Origin of the sequence: Streptomyces sp. NPDC048248 (assembly GCF_043201875.1) — a bacterium.
Lineage (GTDB): Bacteria > Actinomycetota > Actinomycetes > Streptomycetales > Streptomycetaceae > Streptomyces.
The window spans coordinates 381,138-403,451 of record NZ_JBICZL010000004.1 but is presented as its reverse complement, the minus strand read 5'-3'; the positions used below and the strand labels follow the sequence as shown (position 1 = coordinate 403,451).

Here is a 22,314-nt window from a genome sequence, read left to right as displayed (position 1 = left end):
GGCGGCGCCCGGCCCGGTTCAGGACTGCTTCTGAGCCCGTTCCTGGGCTTCCCTCGCCTGCTCCCGGGCGGCCTGGGTCGCCTGGTCCTTGCCGCGCTGGGTGATCTGGTTGAAGGCGTACCCGGCGGCGTCCCCGCCGATCCGGCGGGCCTGGGCCTCCGAGCCGGTGACACTCTTGCCGTTGGTGAAGCCGGAGATGGTGAAGTAGGCGTAGCGACCGGTGGCGTTCGCGGTCATCAGGCACTTCGTGCCCTGGCAGAACGACGCGGGGACGCCGTCACCGGCGAGCGGGGCGAGATTGGGCTTGCTCTGGTTCTTGACCCGCTCCGCCTTCGCCGGGGAGTCGAAGACCGCGATGCCGACGGTGACCGCCATGCCGCCCTTGGAGTAGGTGGCGCGCAGCAGCTGCGAGCAGCCGTTGTGGGACAGCAGGGAGCCGAGGGCGCCCTGGGCGGCGGCGGTGCAGTCCTTGGTGGAGGAGGTCTTCGCGCGCGCGTAGGTGTTCTCGCCCACGACCATCTTCTTCTGCGGGAAGAGAGTGGCGGGAGTGAGGGGGGCCTTGTCCTTCGCCGGGTCGGAGATGTAGTCGCGAGGGTTCGGCGGGGGCGGGACGGAGACATCCGGGAAGGACGGTTTGTCGTCCGGTTCCTCGGTCAGGCCGGACGCCGAGGGCGGCGCCGACGCGCTGCCGCCTTTCGGGTCGCTTCCGCTGGTCATGACGGCGGCGGCCACGATGCCGGCCACCGCGACCGTCGCGAGCGCACCACCGCCGATGTACATCCAGCGCTTGCGGCGGGCGCGTGCTTCGCTCTCTTCGGCGAGTGCGTCCCAGTCCGGGGTCGTGCCCCCGGGGCCGTCGAACGGCCCCCCTTGCCCAAAGCTCATGCCGCGCATCCTAAACCGATTGGTGGAATGCGCGACGGGCCGTGAGAATCCAGCCCATGGGACATCTTGAAGCCGGGCATCTGGAGTACTACCTGCCGGACGGGAGGGTCCTGCTGGGGGACGTGTCCTTCCGGGTGGGGGAGGGCGCCTCGGTGGCGTTGGTGGGGGCCAACGGCGCGGGCAAGACGACGCTGCTGCGGCTGATCGCGGGGGAGCTGCGGCCGCACGGCGGGGCGGTGACGGTCAGCGGTGGCCTGGGGGTGATGCCGCAGTTCGTCGGGTCGGTGCGGGACGAGCGGACGGTGCGCGATCTGCTGGTGTCCGTCGCGCAGCCGCGGATCCGGGAGGCGGCCGCGGCGGTGGACGCCGCCGAGCTGGCAATCATGACCTCGGACGACGAGGACGCGCAGATGGCATACGCGCAGGCGCTCAGCGACTGGGCGGAGGCCCGTGGCTACGAGGCCGAGACGGTCTGGGACATCTGCACCACGGCCGCGCTCGGCATGCCGTACGAGAAGGCGCAGTGGCGGCAGGTCCGGACGCTGTCCGGGGGCGAGCAGAAGCGGCTGGTGCTGGAGTCGCTGCTGCGGGGCACCGACGAGGTGCTGCTGCTGGACGAGCCGGACAACTATCTGGACGTGCCCGGCAAGCGGTGGCTCGAGGAGCAGCTGCGCGAGACCCGTAAGACGGTGCTGTTCGTCTCGCACGACCGGGAGCTGCTGGCCCGCTCCGCGGAGAAGATCGTCAGCGTCGAGCCGGGGCCCGCGGGCTCCGATGTGTGGGTGCACGGCGGCGGCTTCGCGACCTACCACGCGGCACGCAAGGAGCGCTTCGCGCGCTTCGAGGAGCTGCGGCGGCGGTGGGACGAGAAACACGCCCAGCTCAAGAAGCTGGTGCTGTCCCTGCGGCAGGCGGCCTCGGTCAGCCATGAGCTGGCGTCGCGCTACGCGGCGGCCCAGACCCGGCTGCGGAAGTTCGAGGAGGCCGGCCCGCCGCCGGAGCCCCCGCGCGAGCAGGACATCACGATGCGGCTGCACGGCGGCCGTACCGGCGTCCGGGCGATCACCTGCGAGGGGCTGGAGCTGACCGGCCTGATGAAGCCCTTCGACCTGGAGATCTTCTACGGCGAGCGGGTCGCTGTGCTGGGGTCGAACGGCTCGGGCAAGTCGCACTTCCTGCGGCTGCTGGCCGGTGACCAGGAGAACCCAGTGGCGCACTCCGGGAAGTGGAAGCTGGGCGCCCGCGTCGTCCCGGGGCACTTCGCGCAGACGCACGCGCATCCGGAGCTGATGGGCCGCACGCTGCTGGACATCCTCTGGACCGAACACGCCAAGAACAAGGGCCAGGCGATGTCGGCGCTGCGCCGCTACGAGCTGGAGAAGCAGGCGGAGCAGCGCTTCGAGAAGCTCTCGGGGGGCCAGCAGGCCCGCTTCCAGATCCTGTTGCTCGAACTGTCGGGTACGACGGCGCTGCTGCTGGACGAGCCGACCGACAACCTGGACCTGGAGTCGGCGGAGGCGTTGCAGGAGGGGCTGGAGGCGTACGACGGGACGGTGGTCGCGGTGACGCACGACCGGTGGTTCGCACGGTCCTTCGACCGGTTCCTGGTCTTCGGGCAGGACGGCCTGGTGAGGGAGACCCCCGAGCCGGTGTGGGACGAACGCCGTGTCGAGCGGAAGCGCTGAGCGGGCGGCTCATAGCCTGACCACATGACTGCGGACGAAGCGGGCATTTCCGGCGTCAAGGGAATCGCGACACCGGCCACGGAGGGCGGGGCGGGGCGCGTCGCGGGAGACGAGCCGCCGCCGGTCGGGTGGCTGCTCGCCCCGGCTTCGTGGGTGCTGCGCGCGGTGGCGCTCGGCCTGCTTGCGGTGCTGGGCGCGCAGATGTACCGCACCAGCCCGAACGTCGGGATGGACAACGACTTCGTGGTGCGGGCCGCCCGGACGTTTCTGGACGGCGGCGCCCCGTACACCGACAGGCGGTTCCTGTACCTGCCCAGCGCGGTCCTGGCCGCGGTGCCGGAGGCGCTGCTCTCCCGGGGGCAGCTTCGGATGCTGGTCCTCGGCGTGGGGCAGGCGGCGGTGCTTGCGGGGTGGTGGGCGTCGCTGCGGATCTTCAAGGTGGCGGCGGGCAGCCGGCTCGCGGCGCTCGGCGTCGTCGGGCTGGTGTTCTTCGAGCCCTTTCGCAATGTGGTGAACATCGGGAACTGGACGCTGGCGTCCGTGGTCGCGCTGCCGTTCGCCCTGCTGTGTGCCCGGCGCGCGAGGTGGGTGGCGGCCGGGCTGGTGGTCGGGCTGGCGCTGGCGGTCAAGCCGATGCTGGTGCCGCTGTTGCTGCTGTTCGTCTTCGCGCGGCGGTGGCGGGCGCTGGCGACGGCGCTCGTGGTGCCGGTGGTGGCGTCGGTGCTCGCGGCGCTGATGATGCCGCGGCCGGAGATGTTCTTCACCCGGACGCTGCCGTTCCTGCTCGACGGGCAGGACGCCTTCGCCCGGCCCTTCGACGCCTCTCTCGGCATGATCCTCACGCGCTTCGGAGTGCCCGGGACGCTCGCGTACGGGGCGGCCGCGGCGGTGGCAGCGGCGGGCGTGGGCTGCGCCTGGCTGCGGTGGCGGCGGGGGGAGCGCGGGCCGCGGCGGCTGGTGGAGGCCGCGGCCATGCTGATGCTGTCGGCGTTCCTGGTCTCCCGGCCGTCCTTCGACCACTACCTGCTCGTGGTGCTGCTGCCGCTGCTGGCGTCGGTGGCGGTGGCCGGCTCGGTGCCGCGTACGGTGTGGTTCTGGGTGGCGCTGGTGCCGCAGGTCTCCGGCTTCGCCTGGCCGCATCTGGAGGCGATCCAGCGGCGGGCCTTCCGGGACGCCGCGACGCTGTGGCTGCTCGCCGCGGTGACCGCCCGGGGCTGTGTGCGGCGGCCTGTGGTGCGGACGGTGACCCTGGCGGAGACGGGGCAAGATCGCACGCCGGTTCGGGACGCGTTTTGACCCGTACGGGGTCGGGTCGGTATTCTGCGAGTTCGTTATGCGTATTGGCTTGCTCTATCTCACGTGAGGGGGCCTTACGCCGGTCCACCGGGCCGATTCCCAGAGGCGGACGATCGGGTTGCGTCACCCGTAGTGCCGCCAATGCTGGTGTGATCGACCGTGGGGACCAGTACAGGACCCTTTCCCCGAGGTCTTCGGACCGCGGGGAGACCCCACCTCTGAAGAAGCGAAGGCTACGACCGTGCGTACGTTCAGCCCCAAGCCCGGCGATGTTCAGCGCCAGTGGCACATCATTGACGCGCAGGACGTTGTCCTGGGCCGTCTGGCCACCCAGGCCGCGTCCCTCCTGAGGGGCAAGCACAAGCCGGTGTACGCGCCGCACGTTGACACCGGTGACTTCGTCATCATCGTCAACGCCGACAAGGTGCACCTCTCCGGCAACAAGCGGAGCCAGAAGATGGCCTACCGCCACTCCGGCTTCCCGGGTGGTCTGCGCTCCGTCCGCTACGACGAGCTGCTCGAGAAGAACCCCGAGAAGGCCGTCGAGAAGGCCATCAAGGGCATGCTCCCCAAGAACACCCTCGGCCGCCAGATGCTCTCGAAGCTGAAGGTCTACGCGGGCGCCGAGCACCCGCACGCTGCGCAGCAGCCGGTCCCGTTCGAGATCACCCAGGTCGCGCAGTAAGTCCGGCCACACCCCCTAAGACGAAAAGAATCTGAGGAGCATCGTGGCCGAGACCACTCCCGAGACCCCCGTCGTCGAGAACGAAGACGTGGCCGTCGAGGAATACACCACCGAGACCGAGGTCGTGGAGTCGGAGTACACCTCCGAGTCGCTCGCCTCCCGTTTCGGCGACCCGCAGCCGGCTGCCGGCCTGGGCCGTCGCAAGAACGCCATCGCCCGCGTCCGGATCGTTCCGGGCACCGGTCAGTGGAAGATCAACGGTCGCACCCTTGAGGGCTACTTCCCCAACAAGGTGCACCAGCAGGAAGTCAACGAGCCCTTCAAGGTGCTCGAGCTCGACAACCGCTACGACGTCGTCGCCCGCATCTCCGGCGGCGGCATCTCCGGCCAGGCCGGTGCGCTGCGTCTGGGCGTCGCCCGTGCGCTGAACGAGGCGGACGTGGACAACAACCGCGCCCCGCTGAAGAAGGCCGGCTTCCTCAAGCGCGACGACCGTGCGGTCGAGCGCAAGAAGGCCGGTCTCAAGAAGGCCCGCAAGGCGCCGCAGTACAGCAAGCGCTAACCGCGCTCGCTGCAGCTTGCAGCTCTTGGCGAACGCCCCGGTGGCACACTCCGTGCAGCCGGGGCGTTCGGCTTTCCAAGACCAGGGGCGTATACCTGGACTTCAGTCTCTGGTCCAAGCTCATCTACTCGGAGGACACCAGTGGGACGACTCTTCGGCACGGACGGTGTGCGCGGTGTCGCCAATGCCGATCTGACGGCGGAGCTCGCGCTCGGCCTGTCGGTCGCTGCGGCGCATGTACTCGCCGAGGAGGCACCAGGGCGAAGCCCGGTTGGCCAAGGGGGACGGGCGAGCGACGGTTCGGCGCTCGAAAGGCACCGGCCGGTGGCCGTCGTCGGGCGCGATCCCCGCGCGTCCGGGGAGTTCCTGGAGGCCGCAGTCGTCGCGGGCCTGGCCAGCGCCGGTGTCGACGTCCTGCGGGTGGGTGTGCTGCCGACCCCGGCGGTCGCGTATCTGACCGGCGCCCTCGGCGCCGACCTCGGTGTGATGCTCTCCGCAAGCCACAACCCGATGCCCGACAACGGCATCAAGTTCTTCGCCCGCGGCGGCCACAAGCTCGCCGACGAGCTGGAGGACCGCATCGAGGAGACCTACCGCGGCCACAGCACGGGTGAGCCGTGGAACCGGCCGACGGGCGAAGGCGTGGGGCGGGTCACCGTCTACGACGAGGGCTTCGACAACTACGTCGCGCACCTCGTCGGGGTCCTGCCCAACCGCCTGGACGGGCTGAAGATCGTCATCGACGGTGCGCACGGCGCCGCCTCGCGCGTCTCGCCCGAGGCGTTCGCCCGGGCCGGGGCCGACGTCATCACCATCGGTACCGACCCCGACGGCCTCAACATCAACGACGGCTGCGGCTCCACCCACCTCCAGCTGCTGCGCGAGGCCGTCGTCGAGCACGGCGCCGACCTGGGTGTCGCGCACGACGGCGACGCGGACCGCTGCCTTGCCGTCGACCAGGACGGCAACGAGATCGACGGCGACCAGATCCTGGCCGTCCTCGCCCTCGGCATGCGCGAGTCCGGCGCGCTGCGCAAGAACACCGTCGTCGCCACGGTCATGTCCAACCTGGGCTTCAAGCTGGCCATGGAGCGCGAGGGCATCGAGTTCCTCCGGACGGCGGTCGGCGACCGCTACGTCCTGGAGGAGATGAAGGCGGGCGGCTACGCGCTGGGCGGCGAGCAGTCCGGTCACGTCATCGTGCTCGACCACGCCACGACCGGCGACGGCACCCTGACCGGTCTGATGCTGGCGGCCCGGGTCGCCGCGACCGGCCGGTCCCTGGCCGACCTGGCGGGCGTCATGGAGCGGCTGCCGCAGATCCTCATCAACGTCCCCGACGTCGACAAGTCGCGGGTGACCACCTCGCCCGAGCTGACCACCGCGGTCACCGAGGCGGAGCGGGAGCTGGGCGCGACCGGCCGGGTGCTGCTGCGCTCCTCCGGCACCGAGCCGCTGGTCCGGGTCATGGTCGAGGCCGCCGACATCGAGCAGGCACGATCGGTCGCCGAGCGGCTCGCGGATGTCGTGAAGTCGGCGCTGGGATAGCGCCTGCCGGAATGGCCGCAGCGGGCCCGCTCTCCTTGTCCGGGGGAGCGGGCCCGCTGTCGTATCTGCGGGGTCAGGCGTAGGAACGGCGAGATCGTCGACGAGCCTGTTGCTGATGCGGGCATGGTGGGGCATGGGGTTGCACCGCGCATTCACCGTCCTGGTGCGGGCAAGCCGGTTTCACCGGCGGCGTGTTGGAGGCGGGGTGCCAACGTTGTGCCCAGAGGTTCTACGGCCCAGTACGGCTGGTGGGCTGAGGTGCGCGTTGGTGCGAAGCCGACGGATTCGGCCAGGTGGCTTCGTCGCTGTTCCGGAGGCGGAGAAACTGCGGTCGGGGCTTCGGCTCTGACGCGGTGCAAGTCTTGCGGCTCACTGCGAGCGCGGTCCTTCAGGCGGGGTGATGCGCCTGCGCCGGCTGGCGGTCCAGGACGTCGCACAGATAGTTCAGCTTCTGCTCGATCTGTTCCGCCCGGAGCCGCCCCCGATGCCAGGTGATCAGATCGTTTCCCTGGAATCGGAGAGGCTCTTCCTTGGCGCGGGGGTCGGAGGTGAGGAACTGTGCCAAGGGGCCGGTCAGGACGTTGCGCGCGGATTCTTCGTCGTTGGCGATCAGGCGAAATGCCTCGTCGAATTCGGGGTCGCCCAGCTCAATCACCTTGCCGCCGCCGAACAAGGCGTCCGTGCGCGCGTTCACCTTGTCCAGTGCCCGCGGCCGTTTGATGACCAACCGAGGTACGGAGGTCGTCGACGTCACGGCGAATACCGTGGAGTGCTGCACCGTGCTCGGACCGTCCGCGTCCATTCCGCGCGAGTGGTACTCGAAGCAGCAGATGGCGCGACCCCGGAATTCGCCGACAATTTGGTCCACAACGGGGATATTGGTGCCCTTCATGGGCAGTGGGCCCCCGCCGCAGTAGCGGTCTCCTCCGCCGGGGACCCAGGCGGTGTGGATCCAGCCCCGGCTTGCCGCCAACTGGAGTAGTTCTTCGCGCTGTTGGGGGCTTTGGTTGTCCCTTTTGTTCACGTACCGCGCGACCCAGATGAACAGTCCGAAGAAACCGGCGATGAAAAGGAACAAGCCGACAATGATGAGTGTTTCCCATGGCTCGCTCATGCGGCATGAGTATGTCGGACGGCCCTCCGAACGCAGGTGCCGGGGGCGGCCGGTGGGTGGGTCGACCCCGTTTGCCCTGCTCCGCAGATGACCTCTCAGGCCGTGCCGCCGCGTCGCCGCTGTCCGGCCCACAGGGCCTTCTGTGCCAGCAGGGTGGCCACCCCGGCCAGCACGATCCCCCCGAGGTTGAGCAGCAGCTGTTCCGACGAGCCGCGGGCCTGGGCGAACTGCCCGTAGCTGAGGGCGACCGCGGCGTTGGCGGCGGCCGGGACGGTGGTCACCGAGATGGCCACGCCGACCAGGGCGCCGGACTTGGAGGAGGTCAGCGAGAGCACACCGGCGATGCCGGCGAGGACGGCGACGACGAAGGAGAACCAGTCGGGCCGGTAGATGAAGTTGGTGTTGGGCCTGGTCGCCTTCAGGGCCTCGGCCTCGAAGAGCCCCACCGCGTCCATGAAGAACGCGAACCCGACCGTCACCACCATCGCCACCGCGAAGCCGACGACCAGCGCCACCACGGAGCGCCAGGCCAGCCGCGGGGCGCGCTGCACCAGCGCCGTACAGATGCCGGCCACCGGGCCGAACTCCGGGCCGACGGCCATCGCGCCGACGATCAGGATCGCGTTGTCCAGGACCACGCCGCAGGCCGCGATCATCGTGGCGAGCGTCAGGAACGCCAGGTAGGTGACGGAGAGGGTGGACTCCTCGTGGGTGGCGTCGGTGAGCGACTCCCACAGGACGGCGTCGGCGCCCTCGCCCGGTGCGTCGTCCTCGGCACGGTCGGCGCGCCGGGAGAGCGACAGGTCGATGTTCTCGACCGCGATCGAACCGGCCCGGTCCAGGCCCAGCTTGCGCAGCCGGTCCAGCAGCTCGTCGCCGGCCTCCCGGGCCACGTCGCACATCACCACGTCGCCCAGCGGATCGCGGGCGGCGCCGGTCAGGACGACCAGGTGGGCGGTGCCGACAGTGCTCTCCAGCAGCCGCACCACCTCATCCGTAAGGTCCGTCGGGACGATCAGACGCAGATGCAGCACGGGACAGGCTCCCAGGGGTCGAAGTGGGGGAAGGGCTCCGGGCGGCGCCGGGGGTCAGAGCTTGCGCAGGGACAGTCGCTGCACCTTGTGGTCGGGGCCCTTGCGCAGCACGAGGTTCGCGCGGCCGCGGGTGGGAGCGACATTCTGCTGGAGGTTGGGCTTGTTGACGGTGCGCCACATCTTCCGGGCGTAGTCCAGGGCCTCGTCCTCGGAGACCTGGGTGTACTTGCGGAAGTACGAGAACGGGTTCTGGAACGCGGTCTCGCGGAGCTTGCGGAAGCGGCCGAGATACCACTTCTCGATGTCCTCGGTGCGGGCGTCGACGTAGACGGAGAAGTCGAAGAAGTCGGCCAGTCCCAGGCGGGTGCGGCCGTCCTTGCCGGGGAGCGCGGGCTGCAGGACGTTCAGGCCCTCGACGATGAGGATGTCCGGGCGGCGTACGGTCAGCCGCTCGCCGGGCACGATGTCGTAGATCAGGTGGGAGTAGACCGGGGCGCCGACCTCGGCCTTGCCGGACTTCACATCGGCGACGAAGCGGGTCAGCGCCCGGCGGTCGTAGGACTCGGGAAACCCTTTGCGGGACATCAGGCCGCGCCGGTGCAGTTCGGCGTTGGGGAAGAGGAATCCGTCGGTGGTCACCAGCTCGACACGCGGATGCTCGGGCCATCGCGCGAGCAGGGCCTGGAGGAGCCGGGCGGTGGTGGACTTGCCGACCGCCACACTGCCCGCGACCCCGATGACGAACGGGGTGCCGGGCTGGGAGCCGTGGCCGCCGCCGGCGTCGCCGAGGAAGGTGTTCAGCGCCCCGCGCAGATTGCTGCTGGCGCCGACGTAGAGATTGAGCAGGCGGGACAGCGGCAGATAGACGTCGCGTACCTCGTCGAGGTCGATGACATCGCCCAGACCACGCAGCCGTTCGACCTCCTCCGCGGTCAGCGGCAGGGGGGTCTTCTCGCGCAGGGCGCTCCACTGCTCGCGGGTCAGATCGACGTACGGCGAGCTGTCGGCGCGGCGGCGCTGCTGCGGATCGGTCGTCAGGGGCACGCGCCCATTGTGCGCAGCCGCGGCGCACGGTTCATCCCGGGGTGGCCCCCCGGGGGCCGGGGGTGTGGCGACACGCCGCCAGGAGTGGCTTGTACGTGTCGCGGCCGGGTTGTGGACGTGGGGGTGTGGTTGGGGTGTCTCGACCGGCATGTCTGTACCGGGCAGGTATTCGCCGGTACGGTCTGCGGCGGGACACGGCGCCGATCGCGCGCCGGGGCGAAAGATGGGGGTGGGCGTGCGAGCGCGCCTTTTAGGTCTGCTGCGTCTGCGGGCCCGTGAGGAGAGCCGGGGCCGGGGGCGGACGGCCGTGTCGGACGGGTACGCGGAGCGGGTGCACGCCGAGCTGGCCGAGGAGCTGCCGGACGACGATCTGGGTGAGGATCTCGCCGACTTCCTGGACAGCTACGAGCGGGGCAGCAGGCCGGGTCCTGACGAGGAGGAGTTCTTGGCGACGGTGCGGGAGGCGCTGGAGCGGATAGAGCGCGGGCGAGGGGGCCGGCCGGGGATCGGGCCGGGAAGGCGATGACGCGGGGAGCGTGACCGGATCGGTGCGCGGCCACACGTCGGCCGGGGCCGGTGGCGGGCGTGGCACGTGGTGCGGCGCGCTTGAGGGCCCCCGTCGTAGGGTGCCTTCATGTGCGGAATCGTGGGTTACGTGGGCGGGCAGTCCGCTCTTGACGTCGTTCTCGCCGGGTTGAAGCGGCTGGAGTACCGCGGCTACGACTCGGCCGGGGTCGCCGTGCTGGCCGACGGCGGGCTGGCGGCGGCCAAGAAGGCGGGCAAACTCGCCAACCTGGAGAAGGAACTGTCGGCCCGTCCGTTGCCGGCCGGGTCGACGGGGATCGGCCATACCCGGTGGGCCACGCACGGCGGGCCGACCGACGCCAACGCGCATCCGCATCTGGACAACGCCGGCCGGGTGTCCGTCGTGCACAACGGCATCATCGAGAACTTCGCCGGGCTGCGCGCCGAACTCGCCGACCGTGGACATGAGTTGGCGTCCCAGACGGACACCGAGGTCGTCGCGCACCTGCTCGCCGAGTGCTACTCCTCCTGCGGGGACCTTCCGGAGGCGATGCGGCAGGTGTGCCGCCGTCTGGAGGGCGCGTTCACGCTGGTCGCGGTGCACGCCGACGCGCCGGACGTGGTCGTCGGGGCGCGCCGCAACTCCCCGCTGGTGGTGGGGATCGGTGAGGACGAGGCGTTCCTGGCCTCGGACGTGGCGGCGTTCATCGCGCACACGAGGGAAGCCGTCGAGCTGGGGCAGGACCAGGTCGTGGAGCTGCGCCGGGACGGGGTGACGGTCACCGACTTCGACGGGGCGCCGGCGGAGGTCCGTGAGTACCACGTCGACTGGGACGCGTCGGCCGCCGAGAAGGACGGCTACGACTACTTCATGCTCAAGGAGATCGCCGAGCAGCCGAAGGCCGTCGCCGACACGCTGCTGGGCCGGATCGACGCCTCGGGTGTGCTCTCCCTCGACGAGGTGCGGATCCCGCCTGAGGTGCTGCGGGAGGTCGACAAGGTCGTGATCGTGGCCTGTGGGACGGCGTACCACGCGGGCATGATCGCCAAGTACGCGATCGAGCACTGGACGCGGATCCCGTGCGAGACGGAACTGGCCAGCGAGTTCCGCTACCGCGACCCGATCCTGGACCGGCACACGATGGTGATCGCCATCAGCCAGTCCGGCGAGACCATGGACACCCTGATGGCGCTGCGGCACGCCCGTGAGCAGGGCGCGAAGGTGCTGGCCATCTGCAACACCAACGGCTCGACCATCCCGCGGGAGTCGGACGCCGTGCTCTACACGCACGCAGGTCCCGAGGTCGCGGTCGCCTCCACCAAGGCGTTCCTGACGCAGCTGGTGGCCTGCTATCTCGTCGCGCTGTACCTCGCCCAGGTGCGGGGCACCAAGTGGGGTGACGAGATCCGGGCGGTGGTGCGCGAGCTGGCGGCCATCGGCACCCAGGTGACGCAGGTGCTGGCCACGATGGAGCCGGTGCGGGAGCTGGCGCGTGGGCTCGCCGACAAGGAGACCGTGCTGTTCCTCGGGCGGCATGTCGGCTATCCGGTGGCGCTGGAGGGCGCGCTGAAGCTGAAGGAACTCGCGTACATGCACGCGGAGGGCTTCGCGGCCGGTGAGCTCAAGCACGGGCCGATCGCCCTGATCGAGGAGGACCTGCCGGTGGTCGTGGTGGTGCCGTCGCCGCGAGGCCGCTCGGTGCTGCACGACAAGATCGTCTCGAATATCCAGGAGATCCGGGCCCGCGGGGCGCGCACCATCGTCATCGCCGAGGAGGGCGACGAGACGGTCGTGCCGTACGCCGACCACCTGGTGCGGATCCCGCAGACGCCGGTGCTGCTCCAGCCCCTGGTGTCGGCGGTGCCGCTGCAGGTCTTCGCCTGCGAGCTGGCCACCGCCCGCGGCAACGAGGTCGACCAGCCGCGCAACCTCGCCAAGTCCGTGACGGTGGAGTGAGCGCGTGATCATCGGAGTGGGGATCGACGTCGCGGAGATCGAACGCTTCGCCGCGGCGCTGGAGCGGACGCCCGAGCTGGCACAGCGGCTGTTCATCGAGGAGGAACTGCTGCTGGAGAGCGGCGAGCGCCGCGGGGTGGCCTCGCTGGCGGCGCGCTTCGCCGCCAAGGAAGCCGTCGCCAAGGCGCTCGGCGCGCCCGGCGGGCTGCACTGGACCGATGCCGAGGTGTACGTGGAGGACAGCGGGCAGCCGCGGCTGCGGGTCCGCGGCACGGTCGCGGCGCGGGCGGCGGAGCTGGGCGTACGGTCCTGGCATGTATCGCTCAGCCACGATGCCGGGATCGCCTCCGCCGTGGTGATCGCCGAAGGCTGAGGCCGGCGGGCGGGCGTCGCGCCTTCCGGGCCCGCCGGTCCAGGCTCGACGGGCCGGCCCGTCGACACGTCCGGCGCCGCGTGGGCCTCGCGTGTGGCGGAGGCCGTGCGGCGCCGGGGTGTGAGACTGGCCGCATGAGGACTGCCTACAGCGTGGAGACCGTGCGGGCCGCCGAGCGGGAGCTGATGGCCCGGCTGCCGGAGGGGGCCTTGATGGGGCGGGCCGCGGCCGGACTGGCCGTCGCCTGCGGGGAGTTGCTGGGGCGGGTGTACGGCACCCGGGTGACGCTGCTGGTCGGCAGCGGTGACAACGGCGGGGACGCGCTGTACGCGGGCGCCCGGCTGGCGCGCCGCGGCGCGGGAGTCGTCGCAGTGTTGCTGTCCCCCGAGCGGGCGCACCCGGGCGGACTCGCCGCGCTGCGGGCGGCCGGCGGGCGGGTGTCGGCCGACGCGGCGCGGGACATCGCCTGGGCCGATCTGGTCGTGGACGGCATCGTGGGCATCGGCGGCCGTGGCGGGCTGCGCCCGCAGGCGGCCGAACTCCTCGGCGCGGTACGGGAGTCGGCGTTGGTGGTCGCGGTCGACCTGCCGAGCGGGGTGGACGCGGACACCGGCGAGGTGGCGGGGGACGCCGTACGGGCCGACGCGACGGTGACGTTCGGGGCGTACAAGCCGGGGCTGCTGATCGATCCGGCGCGGGGGCGGGCCGGAGCGCTGCGGCTCGTCGACATCGGTCTGACGCTGCCCGAGGACGCCGAGGCGGAGGCGTTGCAACACGCGGACGTGGCGGATCTGCTGCCGCGCCCCGCGGCCGAGAGCGACAAGTACCGGCGTGGCGTGGTGGGCGTGGTGGCCGGATCGGCGCGCTACCCGGGCGCCGCGGTGCTGGCGGTCGCGGGGGCGCTGCGCGGCGGCGCGGGGGCCGTGCGGTACGTCGGCCCGGCCGCCGACGCGGTGCTCGCGAAGTTCCCCGAGACCCTGGTGCACGCCGGGCCGCCGCACAAGGCGGGCCGGGTGCAGTCCTGGGTGATCGGCCCCGGCCTGGGGGACGAGTCGGACGCGCTGGAGGACGTGCTGGCGGCGGAGGTGCCGGTGCTCGTGGACGCCGACGGGCTGCGCTTCCTGACGCCGCAGCGGGTCCGCGACCGGGCCGCGGCCACGCTGCTCACCCCGCACGCCGGCGAGGCAGCGGCGCTGCTCGGCAGCGGCCGGGAGGAGGTCGAGGCGGCCCGCCTGCACGCGGTACGTGAGCTGGCCGGGCGGTTCGGCGCCACGGTGCTGCTCAAGGGCTCGACGACGCTGGTCGCGGACGCCACCGGGCCCGTACGGGTCAATTCCACAGGGACCGGCTGGCTGGCAACGGCCGGCAGCGGCGATGTGCTCTCCGGGCTGACCGGATCGCTGCTCGCCGCCGGACTGCCGGCCCGCGACGCGGCGTCGGTGGGCGCGTATCTGCACGGCCTCGCGGCCCGCCGCGCGGCAGGCCCGCGGGGCGCCCCGATCGTGGCCACGGAGGTCGCCGACCAACTCGGCGCGGCCTGGCGGGACGTCCTGGACTGACGGCGGCCGGGCCGGACCCGGGGCGCGGGCGGCGAAGCTGCGCGCGCGGCTCGGTGTGCCGGGCCACCCCGCCCGGCCGCGCCCCGCTTCCGGGCGCCGAGGACCTTGAGCCCCTTGCTCCGCCCCGCCGTTACGCCCGGTGGGCGAACGCCGCGCGGCACCAGGGCGAAACTGCCGCTGGCCGGGACGTGCGGGCGTCCCGCCACGGCATGAGTGAGTCCATGAAACGCACCCTGCCGGCGCTGTTGGTCGGCGCCCTGCTGCTCACCCTCGACGGTGCGCCCCGGGCCGCCATCGCGGTGCCGCCCGTCCCGGGCGCGGCGGCGGAGACGGCTGCGGCTCCCCGCAGCCCGCAGCGGCCGCACCAGAAGCGGCAGCGCGGGGTCCCCGGCGCGGCGTCGGCGCGGTGCAGCAGGTCCACCGGGCCCTACCAGCAGCAGGCCGAGCGCCACCTGCGCCGCGTGGTGGACGGCCGGCAGTCGGCCGCCGACTGCAAGGCCATCCGCGGCTTCCAGCGGGCACACCACATCACGCCGGCGAACGGTTTCGCGGGCCGGGTCACCGGCGCCGTGGTGCGGCTGCTGCGGGCCCAGCGGAACCCGAACCAGGCCGGTCACTGCCCGGTCCGCGCCCGGCGGGTCGCCTGCATCGACCTGTCGCGGCAGCTCATGTGGGTGCAGCGCGGCCGGAAGGTGATCTTCCGGCCGGTGGCGATCCGCTCCGGCCGGCCGGCCTCCAGGACCCGCACCGGCACGTACCGGGTCTACCTGCGGGTGCGGAACCACACCTCGACGCTCTACAACACGCCGATGCCCTTCTCCCAGTTCTTCGACCGCGGGGAGGCGCTGCACGGCGTCTACGGCGACATCTACGAGTCCCCCGGCTCGCACGGCTGCGTCAACCTGAAATGGATGGACGCGGAGAGGTTGTGGGATGTGCTGAAGAAAGGCGACACGGTCCACGTATGGGGTCGCAGGACCGGAGTGTGATCCCCGCCGGGGTCGGGGCCGGGGCCGGGGGGCGGGGGGCGCGCCACCACCGGTCCCCCGGGGCCCCGCGGCGCCGCCTGAGACACTGAGGGCGATGAACGAGACAGCGAAGCGCGCCCGCGCCACCGTCGACCTCGCCGCCGTGCGGTCGAATGTGCGTGCCCTGCGGGCCCGTGCACCCCGGGCAGAGCTGATGGCCGTGGTCAAGTCCGACGGCTACGGGCACGGCGCGGTGCCCTGCGCCAGCGCCGCCCGTGAGGCCGGAGCGGCCTGGCTGGGCACGGCGCTTCCCGAAGAGGCGTTCGCGCTGCGCGCCGCGGGCGACACCGGCCGGCTGATGTGCTGGCTGTGGACCCCCGGCGGCCCGTGGCGCGAGGCTGTCGAGCAGGACATCGACGTCTCGGCGAGCGGGCTGTGGGCGCTGCGCGAGGTGACCGAGGCCGCCCGCGCGTGCGGCCGTACCGCCCGCGTCCAGCTGAAGATCGACACCGGCCTGGGCCGCAACGGCTGCCCGCCCGCCGACTGGCCGGAGCTGACCGCGGCCGCCCGCGCCGCCGAGATCGAGGGCGTGCTCACCGTCACCGGTGTCTGGTCGCACTTCGCCTGCGCGGACGAGCCGGGCCACCCCTCGATCGCACTGCAGCTGACCGCCTTCGACGAGGCCCTCGCGGTCGCGGCGGCGGCCGGGCTGCGGCCGGAAGTGCGGCACATCGCCAACACCCCGGCGCTGCTGACCCTGCCCGAGGCCCACTTCGACGTGGTACGCGCCGGCATCGGCGTCTACGGCATCTCGCCCAGCCCCGAGGTCGGCACCCCGCAGGACTTCGGGCTGCGGCCCGCGATGACCCTGGAGGCGTCGCTGGCGTCGGTCAAACGCGTCCCCGGCGGCCACGGCGTCTCCTACGGCCACCACTACACGACGCCCGGTGAGACCACCCTCGCGCTGGTCCCGCTCGGCTACGCCGACGGCGTCCCGCGGCACGCCTCCGGCAGCGGTCCGGTGCTGGTCGCAGGCAAGTGGCGGACGGTCGCCGGCCGCATCGCGATGGACCAGTTCGTCGTCGATCTGGGCGGGGACCGGGCGCAGCCGGGCGACCCGGCGCTGCTGTTCGGGCCCGGGGACCGCGGTGAGCCGACCGCGGAGGACTGGGCCGTGGCGGCCGGGACCATCGGCTACGAAATCGTCACGCGGATCGGAACCAGGGTCCCGCGCGTCTATGTGGACAGCGATGTCGAAGGGGACACGACGGTCACGGGGAGTACGGCATGACGGACGGCACGGGCGCGGCCAAGGCGGTCGAGGCAGCGGTGGAGACGGCCGTGGAGACGGCGGCCGACGCGGCCGGCAACTGGGCGCGGGCGGGGCGCAACGCCGGCATCGCCGGTGCCGCGATCGGTGTGGTCGCGGCCGGGGCGGCGGCCGGTGTGGCGATAGAGCGGCTGACCGTCGGTCGGGGGATACGGCGCAAGGCGCGGCTGGCCCTGGACGCGGCCGGCCCGTTCGGCACGCTGCGCGGCACCCCCGGCACGGCGATCGCCGAGGACGGCACCGCGCTGTACTACGAGGTCGACGAGCCGGGGGAGACCGCGTCGGGAGCCGAGGGCGACGGTCCGGGCGGCGCACCGGGCAAGGGCGGCAGCGCCGCCGCGGCGGGGAAAGCGGACAAGAACGCCGGGGCGCCCCGGGGCGGCAGGAACGCCCGCTCCGGCCAGGACGCCCAGGGCGGCGCCCAGGGCGGCTTCCGCAAGCGGCTGCTCTCGGCCCTGGGGCGGCGCTCCGCGGCCCCCACCGTGGTCTTCTGTCACGGCTACTGCCTCAGCCAGGACTCCTGGCACTTCCAGCGTGGCGCGCTGCGCGGCACGGTGCGCACGGTCCACTGGGACCAGCGCAGCCACGGCCGCTCGGCTCGCGGCCATGCCCAGATGGACGGCACCGAGCCGGTCACCATCGACCTGCTCGGCCGTGACCTCAAGGCGGTGCTGGACGCCGCGGTGCCCGAGGGCCCGATCGTGCTGGTCGGGCACTCCATGGGCGGGATGACGGTGATGGCGCTGGCCGATCAGTTTCCCCGGTTCGTGACGGAGCGGGTCGTCGGGGTGGCGCTCATCGGCACGTCGGCGGGCCGGCTCAGCGAGGTCGCCTTCGGGCTGCCGTCGCTGGGGGTCAAGGCATTCCACCGCTTCGCGCCGGGTGTGCTCAAGGCGCTGGGCGCCCAGAGCGAGATCGTCGAGCGCGGCCGGCGGGCCACCGCGGACCTGTTCGCCGGGCTCGTCAAGCGCTACTCCTTCGGCACGCCCAAGGACGTCGACCCGGGGGTCGCGCGGTTCGCCGAGCGGCTGATCGAGGCGACCCCCATCGATGTGGTCGCCGAGTTCTTCCCGGCGTTCGCGGTGCACGACAAGACCGAGGCGCTGGTGGCGTACGACACCCTGCCCGCGCTGGTGCTCGCCGGTGACCGGGACCTGATCACCCCCGCCGACCACAGTCAGACCATCGGCGAGCTGCTGCCCGCCGCCGAGCTGGTGTGCGTCGCCGGGGCCGGGCATCTGGTGATGCTGGAGCGTCCCGAGCTGGTCAACGACCATCTGGTGACGCTGGTGGAGCGGGCGAGCGCCGGGAGCCGCAGTTCGCGGTCGGCCCGGGCCTGAAGCCCCCGGCCATCGGGGCGCCGGATGCCCTGCCGGGACGGGTCGGCCCCGGACGGTCCCGGCAGGCCGGGACCGGCATGCCGGGCGGGCCGTACCATTTGCGGCATGAGCACCACCGACGCGACTGCCCGTGTAACCGTCAAGTCACCCGACCAGATGCAGGAGTTGGGTCGCCGGCTCGCCACCCTGCTGCGCCCCGGCGACCTGGTACTCCTCACCGGCGAGCTGGGTGCGGGCAAGACGACGCTGACCAGGGGGCTCGGCGAGGGGCTGGGCGTGCGCGGCGCGGTCACCTCCCCGACCTTCGTCATCGCCCGAGTGCACCCCTCCCTGACCGGCGGACCCGCGCTGGTGCACGTCGACGCCTACCGGCTCGGCGGTGGTCTGGACGAGATGGAGGACCTGGACCTCGACGTCTCGCTGCCGGAGTCGGTGGTGGTCGTGGAGTGGGGCGACGGCAAGGTCGAGGAGCTGTCCGACGACCGGTTGCACGTCGTCATCGGCCGGGCGGTGGGTGCGGACGCCCCAGGGGGCCCGGAGGGTGCGCCGGAGGACGACGTGGACGACGTCCGCGAGGTGACGGTCACCGGCCTCGGTCCTCGCTGGGCCGGCACCGACCTGCCCGCGCTCGAAACCTGCTGACCGGGCCCTGCGCGCCGTACGCCGCCCCGGCATCGCGGCGGCCGCCCCGGGCGCGGGTGAGCGGCTCTCCCCGGGAGGCTCCCGGTCGGGTGCGAACGTCCGGTAGTTTCCGACAAGCCGTCGGTAAGATGTTGCGCGCGCGGGTCCGGGCGTGGTCACATGGGTGCAGAGCACCGGTTAGGGCAGCCTAACTTCTGCCGCTTGCCCCAGGAGCCCCGGAGGCGTCCATGTCGGCCCACCAGTCCTCCCCCACATCCGAAGGGCGCGGGGGGTCCCCCTTCGCGGCGGCCCGGCGCGCCGCTCACGAGGCGCCCGAGCAGTCGCCCACGATGCATGAGCTGCTCGCGGCCTGCGCCGCGGCCAGCGCCGTCTCCACGCCCCCGGACGTCGCCTCCGAAGCCGCGCAGGACAGGCCCGCGCGGCGCGCGGACGGATCTGCGGACGAGGCCGGAACGGACGGCGAGGCCGCACCCGCGTCCACCTCGGGGCGCGACGCGGCGTAGCCCGAACGGGTCATACCGAGGGCGCGAGCCGGTCGGCGGCGGCGAGGTCAGTTGACGACGACGACCTTGGTGCCGTGCAGCGCGAAGTCCCACATCGCCTTGCCGTCGTCCCGCGACTCACGAATGCCGCCGGTCTTCTTCCTCGGGTCCGCGTCCGGCATCGAGCCGTCCACCGCCGCGCTGAAGCCGATCACGACACCGTCGACGCCGGCGAACCGTACGACGTGCTCGACCGCGGCGCCGTCCGAGCCGGTGACGCTGACCGAGCGCGAGGTGACGCTGTAGCTCCCGACGGACGGGCTGACGCTGCTCGGCGCCACCTCGTAGGTGCGCCGCGCCTTGCCGTCCGCGCCCACCAGCCAGACGCGCTCGGCGCCGAGGGAATACACCACCCGCTCGCCCTCGCCCGACCCCGCGGGGATCGCGACGGCGTCGGGGGACTTGGCCTTCTTCTTGTGCCGGTCGTGCTTCGCGGGACTCTTGGGAGCGTGACTGCCGTCGCTGCGTACCTGGGTGAGCGGACCCGAGGCGGACGCCGAAGCCTGGTAGCCCACCACGCCGACCACGACCAGGGCTGCCGCGGTGAGAGCGGTGACGATCGAGCTGCTCTTAGCGGGCACCGCTGTGCCACCTTTCCCGTTCCCGTACTCTCCCCGCCGCCGGCGGGGAGGCCCGTGCCTTGCCGCCCCACTGCTCGGCCGCGCGATTACGGGGCGACGGTAGCACCGGGACGGGCACCTCCGGCCGAGCCGTAGTCTTAAGGGCGTGCTGCTGCTAGCTCTTGACACCGCCACCCCCGCCGTCACCGTCGCTCTCCATGACGGCTCCCGCGTCCTCGCCGAGTCCCGGCAGGTGGACGCGCGCCGGCACGGCGAGCTGCTGCTGCCCGCCGTCGACAGGGTGCTGGCCGAGGCCGGACTGAAACTCGACGCGGTCAGCGACATCGTGGTCGGCGTCGGCCCGGGCCCGTACACCGGCCTGCGGGTCGGACTGGTCACCGCGGCGACCTTCGGTGCCGCGCTGGACATCCCCGTCCACGGCCTGTGCTCACTGGACGGCATCGCCCACGCCGCCGGCCTTGACGAGCCCTTCGTCGTGGCGACGGACGCCCGCCGCAAGGAGGTCTACTGGGCGCGCTACGCCCCGGCGCCCGGCGACCACCCCCAGGGGGGCCGTTCCGCGACCCGCCCGGTCCGGCTCGGTGAGCCCGCCGTGGACCGGCCCGCGGACATCGCCGACCAGGTTGCCGGCGTCCCCGCGGTCGGCGCGGGCGCGCTGCTCTACGACACGGTCTTCACCGGCGTACGCCGTGAGGGGCCCGAGCATCAGTCCGCAGGCGCACTCGCCGCACTGGCCGCGGAAAAGCTTGCGGCGGGGGAGGAGTTCCTGCCCGCCCGGCCGCTGTACCTGCGCAGGCCGGACGCCCAGGTCCCGGCCAACTACAAGGTGGTCACACCCAAGTGACGCCCGCCGCGACGCACGGACAACCGGTCGGCGGCCCGGCGGCCCCGGCGCCCCCCGGTGGGGCCACCCTGCGCGAGATGCGCTGGTGGGACCTGGACGCGGTGCTCGACCTGGAGCGCGCGCTGTTCCCCGACGACGCCTGGTCGCCGGGCATGTTCTGGTCCGAGCTGGCGCACGCCCGCGGCTCGCACGCCAACCGCCACTACGTCGTCGCCGAGCTGTCCGGCCGGCTGGTCGGCTACGGCGGGCTCGCCGCCGTCGACGGCACCGGCGACATCCAGACCATCGCCACCGCCCGCGACCAGTGGGGCAGCGGCCTCGGCGCGCGCCTGCTGGGCGATCTGCTGTCCGCCGCCACCGCCTTCGAGTGCCGGGAGGTGCTGCTGGAGGTCCGGGTCGACAACCTCCGCGCGCAGCGCCTCTACGAGCGCTTCGGCTTCGAGCCGATCGGCTTCCGGCGCGGCTACTACCAGCCGGGCAATGTCGACGCCCTCGTCATGCGCCGTACCGCGACGGACACCGACACCGAACCGGGCTCCGGGAGCGACGCCCCGTCCGCTCCCTGCGCCCCCTCCGCACAAGGATCGTAGAAACCATGGCTGACTCACGCGGCGGACCGCTCGTCCTCGGCATCGAGACCTCCTGCGACGAGACCGGCGTCGGCATCGTCCAGGGCCACACCCTCCTCGCCGACGCGATCGCCTCCAGCGTCGACGAGCACGCGCGCTTCGGCGGTGTGGTGCCCGAGGTGGCCTCCCGCGCGCACCTGGAGGCGATGGTCCCCACCATCCAGCGCGCCCTGAAGGACGCCGGCGTCTCGGCGAACGACCTGGACGGCATCGCGGTCACCGCCGGGCCCGGCCTGGCGGGCGCCCTGCTGGTCGGCGTCTCGGCGGCCAAGGCGTACGCCTACGCCCTCGGCAAGCCGCTGTACGGCGTCAACCACCTGGCCTCGCACATCTGCGTCGACCAGCTCGAACACGGCCCGCTGCCGGAGCCGACGATGGCGCTGCTGGTGAGTGGCGGCCACTCGTCCCTGCTGCTCGCCCCGGACATCACCACCGACGTCCGCCCGCTCGGCTCGACCATCGACGACGCCGCGGGCGAGGCGTTCGACAAGATCGCCCGGGTGCTGCACCTCGGCTTCCCCGGCGGACCGGTCATCGACCGCTACGCGCGCGAGGGCAACCCCGACGCGATCCGCTTCCCGCGCGGGCTGACCGGGCCCCGCGACCCCGCCTACGACTTCTCCTTCTCCGGCCTCAAGACGGCCGTCGCGCGCTGGATCGAGGCCAAGCGGGCGGCCGGTGAGGACGTCCCGGTCGCGGACGTCTCGGCGTCCTTCCAGGAGGCGGTCGTCGACGTGCTGACCCGCAAGGCCGTACGGGCCTGCAAGGACAACGGGGTTGACCACCTGATGATCGGCGGCGGGGTGGCCGCCAACTCCCGGCTGCGGGCCATGGCCGAACGCCGTTGTGAGGACGCCGGCATCGTCCTGCGGGTGCCGCGGCCCAAGCTGTGCACCGACAACGGGGCGATGGTCGCGGCGCTGGGCGCGGAGATGGTCGCCCGCAACCGGCCGGCCTCCTCCTGGGACCTTCCCGCGGACTCCTCCCTGCCGGTCACCGAGCCGCATGTGCCGGGCGTGGCACCCGCACCGCACCACGGGCACGACCACGACCACGTTCATGAGGTGAGCAAGGAGAACCTCTACTCCTGAGAGGGAGCGGCCGCCGCGGAGACCGTCGGCAGGCGCCGTAGGGCCCGCGTACGCCTGCCGTCTCCCTCCCCCGCACCCGC

At 72.5% G+C, this 22,314-nt stretch carries 22 protein-coding genes; 17 read left to right on the top strand and 5 right to left on the bottom strand.

Translation table 11 applies throughout. The annotated features are described in order from the left end of the window. Nucleotides 1-18: 18 nt before the first annotated feature. A complete protein-coding gene (locus tag ACGFZW_RS10635) occupies nucleotides 19-885 on the bottom strand; it encodes a hypothetical protein (protein WP_393892689.1) in 867 nt (288 codons plus the stop codon). Between the two features lie 56 nt (nucleotides 886-941). On the opposite strand from ACGFZW_RS10635, the gene ACGFZW_RS10630 reads away from it, so the two are divergent. The 5 genes from ACGFZW_RS10630 (at nucleotide 942) to glmM (ending at nucleotide 6,661) form a co-directional block, all read left to right on the top strand. Continuing rightward, on the top strand, nucleotides 942-2,570 hold the full coding sequence (locus ACGFZW_RS10630) for an ABC-F family ATP-binding cassette domain-containing protein (protein ID WP_393892688.1): 1,629 nt from the start codon (nucleotides 942-944) through the stop codon (nucleotides 2,568-2,570). A gap of 24 nt (nucleotides 2,571-2,594) precedes the next feature. Further along, nucleotides 2,595-3,866, top strand: coding sequence for a glycosyltransferase family 87 protein (locus ACGFZW_RS10625; RefSeq protein ID WP_393892687.1), 1,272 nt, complete (start codon nucleotides 2,595-2,597; stop codon nucleotides 3,864-3,866). A 241-nt stretch (nucleotides 3,867-4,107) separates the two neighbouring features. After that, a complete protein-coding gene (gene rplM / locus ACGFZW_RS10620) occupies nucleotides 4,108-4,551 on the top strand; it encodes a 50S ribosomal protein L13 (protein ID WP_393892686.1) in 444 nt (147 codons plus the stop codon). Between the two features lie 43 nt (nucleotides 4,552-4,594). Beyond that, complete coding sequence (gene rpsI, locus ACGFZW_RS10615; protein WP_393892685.1) at nucleotides 4,595-5,113, top strand: 30S ribosomal protein S9; 519 nt, start codon at nucleotides 4,595-4,597, stop codon at nucleotides 5,111-5,113. 141 nt (nucleotides 5,114-5,254) lie between these two features. After that, nucleotides 5,255-6,661 carry a phosphoglucosamine mutase gene (gene glmM, locus ACGFZW_RS10610; protein ID WP_393892684.1) on the top strand — a complete coding sequence of 469 codons (1,407 nt, stop codon included), beginning with the start codon at nucleotides 5,255-5,257 and terminating at the stop codon, nucleotides 6,659-6,661. A 388-nt stretch (nucleotides 6,662-7,049) separates the two neighbouring features. On the opposite strand, the gene ACGFZW_RS10605 is transcribed toward glmM, so the two are convergent. The 3 genes from ACGFZW_RS10605 to coaA all read right to left on the bottom strand — a co-directional run bounded on the left by ACGFZW_RS10605 (nucleotide 7,050) and on the right by coaA (nucleotide 9,853). After that, nucleotides 7,050-7,775 carry a hypothetical protein gene (locus ACGFZW_RS10605; protein WP_393892683.1) on the bottom strand — a complete coding sequence of 242 codons (726 nt, stop codon included), beginning with the start codon at nucleotides 7,773-7,775 and terminating at the stop codon, nucleotides 7,050-7,052. A gap of 95 nt (nucleotides 7,776-7,870) precedes the next feature. Next, on the bottom strand, nucleotides 7,871-8,809 hold the full coding sequence (locus ACGFZW_RS10600) for a DUF389 domain-containing protein (protein WP_393892682.1): 939 nt from the start codon (nucleotides 8,807-8,809) through the stop codon (nucleotides 7,871-7,873). A 54-nt stretch (nucleotides 8,810-8,863) separates the two neighbouring features. After that, nucleotides 8,864-9,853: a type I pantothenate kinase gene (coaA, locus tag ACGFZW_RS10595; RefSeq protein ID WP_393892681.1), complete on the bottom strand. Its 990-nt coding sequence runs from the start codon at nucleotides 9,851-9,853 to the stop codon at nucleotides 8,864-8,866. A gap of 307 nt (nucleotides 9,854-10,160) precedes the next feature. Between coaA and ACGFZW_RS10590 the strand changes: the two genes are divergently transcribed. The 9 genes from ACGFZW_RS10590 to ACGFZW_RS10550 all read left to right on the top strand — a co-directional run bounded on the left by ACGFZW_RS10590 (nucleotide 10,161) and on the right by ACGFZW_RS10550 (nucleotide 19,050). Continuing rightward, nucleotides 10,161-10,379 carry a hypothetical protein gene (locus ACGFZW_RS10590; protein ID WP_393892680.1) on the top strand — a complete coding sequence of 73 codons (219 nt, stop codon included), beginning with the start codon at nucleotides 10,161-10,163 and terminating at the stop codon, nucleotides 10,377-10,379. A 108-nt stretch (nucleotides 10,380-10,487) separates the two neighbouring features. Next, on the top strand, nucleotides 10,488-12,335 hold the full coding sequence (gene glmS, locus ACGFZW_RS10585) for a glutamine--fructose-6-phosphate transaminase (isomerizing) (RefSeq protein ID WP_393892679.1): 1,848 nt from the start codon (nucleotides 10,488-10,490) through the stop codon (nucleotides 12,333-12,335). A gap of 4 nt (nucleotides 12,336-12,339) precedes the next feature. Then, a complete protein-coding gene (locus tag ACGFZW_RS10580) occupies nucleotides 12,340-12,708 on the top strand; it encodes a holo-ACP synthase (protein ID WP_393892678.1) in 369 nt (122 codons plus the stop codon). Between the two features lie 134 nt (nucleotides 12,709-12,842). Continuing rightward, the gene (locus tag ACGFZW_RS10575) at nucleotides 12,843-14,267 is read left to right on the top strand and encodes an NAD(P)H-hydrate dehydratase (RefSeq protein WP_393892677.1); all 1,425 of its coding nucleotides are present in this window, start codon (nucleotides 12,843-12,845) and stop codon (nucleotides 14,265-14,267) included. A gap of 221 nt (nucleotides 14,268-14,488) precedes the next feature. Beyond that, entirely contained in the window at nucleotides 14,489-15,256 is a 768-nt protein-coding gene (locus tag ACGFZW_RS10570; RefSeq protein ID WP_393892676.1) for a L,D-transpeptidase, read from the top strand. Between the two features lie 94 nt (nucleotides 15,257-15,350). Then, the gene (gene alr, locus ACGFZW_RS10565) at nucleotides 15,351-16,526 is read left to right on the top strand and encodes an alanine racemase (RefSeq protein WP_393892675.1); all 1,176 of its coding nucleotides are present in this window, start codon (nucleotides 15,351-15,353) and stop codon (nucleotides 16,524-16,526) included. Next, nucleotides 16,523-17,905 (top strand): alpha/beta fold hydrolase, encoded by a 1,383-nt coding sequence (locus ACGFZW_RS10560; protein WP_393892674.1) that lies wholly within the window; start codon nucleotides 16,523-16,525, stop codon nucleotides 17,903-17,905. Before alr ends, ACGFZW_RS10560 begins: the two co-directional genes overlap by 4 nt. Before the next feature lie 105 nt (nucleotides 17,906-18,010). After that, nucleotides 18,011-18,547, top strand: coding sequence for a tRNA (adenosine(37)-N6)-threonylcarbamoyltransferase complex ATPase subunit type 1 TsaE (gene tsaE / locus ACGFZW_RS10555; protein WP_393892673.1), 537 nt, complete (start codon nucleotides 18,011-18,013; stop codon nucleotides 18,545-18,547). 227 nt (nucleotides 18,548-18,774) lie between these two features. After that, nucleotides 18,775-19,050: a hypothetical protein gene (locus ACGFZW_RS10550; RefSeq protein WP_393892672.1), complete on the top strand. Its 276-nt coding sequence runs from the start codon at nucleotides 18,775-18,777 to the stop codon at nucleotides 19,048-19,050. A gap of 47 nt (nucleotides 19,051-19,097) precedes the next feature. Here ACGFZW_RS10550 and ACGFZW_RS10545 read toward each other — a convergent pair whose 3' ends face one another. Further along, nucleotides 19,098-19,670: a hypothetical protein gene (locus ACGFZW_RS10545; protein WP_393892671.1), complete on the bottom strand. Its 573-nt coding sequence runs from the start codon at nucleotides 19,668-19,670 to the stop codon at nucleotides 19,098-19,100. 145 nt (nucleotides 19,671-19,815) lie between these two features. On the opposite strand from ACGFZW_RS10545, the gene tsaB reads away from it, so the two are divergent. The 3 genes from tsaB to tsaD all read left to right on the top strand — a co-directional run bounded on the left by tsaB (nucleotide 19,816) and on the right by tsaD (nucleotide 22,234). After that, complete coding sequence (gene tsaB / locus ACGFZW_RS10540; RefSeq protein WP_393892670.1) at nucleotides 19,816-20,514, top strand: tRNA (adenosine(37)-N6)-threonylcarbamoyltransferase complex dimerization subunit type 1 TsaB; 699 nt, start codon at nucleotides 19,816-19,818, stop codon at nucleotides 20,512-20,514. 77 nt (nucleotides 20,515-20,591) lie between these two features. Next, a complete protein-coding gene (gene rimI / locus ACGFZW_RS10535; protein ID WP_393892844.1) occupies nucleotides 20,592-21,104 on the top strand; it encodes a ribosomal protein S18-alanine N-acetyltransferase in 513 nt (170 codons plus the stop codon). 5 nt (nucleotides 21,105-21,109) lie between these two features. Beyond that, the gene (tsaD, locus tag ACGFZW_RS10530; protein WP_393892669.1) at nucleotides 21,110-22,234 is read left to right on the top strand and encodes a tRNA (adenosine(37)-N6)-threonylcarbamoyltransferase complex transferase subunit TsaD; all 1,125 of its coding nucleotides are present in this window, start codon (nucleotides 21,110-21,112) and stop codon (nucleotides 22,232-22,234) included. Nucleotides 22,235-22,314 lie beyond the last annotated feature (80 nt).